Here is a 1,498-nt window from a genome sequence, read left to right as displayed (position 1 = left end):
GCCTGCTCCACCTCGCCCCGCGGCGCCTCGTACGGACGCCGCGCCAGCGCCTCCCCGTCCGGCGCCGGCAGCGCGCGCCGGTCCAGCTTGCCGTTGGGCGTCAGCGGCAGCCCTGGCAGCCGCACATAGGCCGCCGGCACCATGACCTCGGGCAGCACCCGCGCCAGCGCCTCGCGCAGCGGCGCGGCCTCCAGCTCACCCACCACATAGGCCACCAGCCGCGCCTCCCCCGGCTCGTCCTCGCGCAGCACCACCACCGCCTCGCGCACCCCCGGCTGTGCCAGCAGCTGCGCCTCGATCTCGCCCGGCTCGATGCGCTGCCCGCGCAGCTTCAGCTGCTGGTCGTTGCGCCCCAGGTACTCGATCGCGCCGTCCGCCCGCCAGCGCCCCAGGTCGCCGGTCTTGTACAGCCGCGCGCCGGGCTCCCCCGAGAACGGATCCGCGATGAAGCGCTGCCGCGTCAGCTCCGGCCGGTTCAGGTAGCCGCGCGCCACCTGCACGCCGCCGATGTGAATCTCGCCCGCCACCCCCTGCGGCACCGGCTGTCCATGCCGGTCCAGGATGTAGATCGTGGTGTTGGCGATGGGGCGTCCGATGGGAACCTGATCCGGCACCTGCCCCGGCGCCACGCTGCAGTCCCAGGCCGTCACGTCCACCGCCGCCTCCGTCGGGCCGTACAGGTTGTACAGCCCCGCCCGCGGCAGCCGCTCCCGCGTGCGCCGCGCCACCGCCCCGCCCAGCGCCTCGCCGCTGCAGATGAGGCGCTCCAGGCTGTCGCAGCCCTCCACCCCCTCCTGCTCGATGAAGGCCTGCAGCATCGAGGGCACGAAGTGCAGCGTCGTGATGCGCTGCGCCTGGATGGTCCGCACCAGGTACTCCGGGTCCTTGTGCCCGTCCGGCCTCGCCATCACCAGCCGCGCCCCGCTCATCAGCGGCCAGAAGAACTCCCACACCGACACGTCGAAGCCGAACGGCGTCTTCTGCAGCACCGCGTCCCCGGACTTCAGGCCATAGGCCTGCTGCATCCACAGCAGCCGGTTGACCACGCCGCGGTGCTCGTTCATCACCCCCTTGGGCTCGCCGGTGGAGCCCGAGGTGTAGATCACATAGGCCAGGTGCGAGGGCATCAGCCCCAGGCGCGGCAGGTTGCCGCCGGACTGCCCGGCCCAGGCCGGCTCGGGCTCGTCCAGCACCAGCACGGGCAGCGTGTCCGGCAGCGCCAGCGCGTCCAGCAGGCCGCGCTGCGCGGCGCCGGCCAGCAGCACCCGCGGCGCGCTGTCGGCCCGCATGCGCGCCAGGCGCTGCGCGGGCAGCCCGGGGTCCAGCGGCACATAGGCCCCGCCCGCCTTGAGCACCGCCAGCAGCGCCACCACCAGGTCCGCGCCGCGCTCCAGGCACAGCCCCACGCGCTCGTCCGGCGCCACGCCCAGCTCGCGCAGATGGCGCGCCAGGCGGTTCGCCGCCTCGTTGAGCTCGCGGTAGCTCCAGCTGCGGCCTT

The 1,498-nt window shown here is 74.4% G+C and carries 1 protein-coding gene; it reads right to left on the bottom strand.

Translation table 11 applies throughout. The features are described from left to right. Positions 1 to 1,498: amino acid adenylation domain-containing protein (locus LZ017_RS21725; protein WP_241399021.1), on the bottom strand; the 1,498-nt coding region annotated here is incomplete at both ends.

The organism is Pelomonas sp. CA6 (assembly GCF_022549225.1).
GTDB lineage: Bacteria > Pseudomonadota > Gammaproteobacteria > Burkholderiales > Burkholderiaceae_C > Roseateles.
Note: the sequence above shows the minus strand (reverse complement) of the source record. Positions and strands in the feature narration are given on the sequence as shown.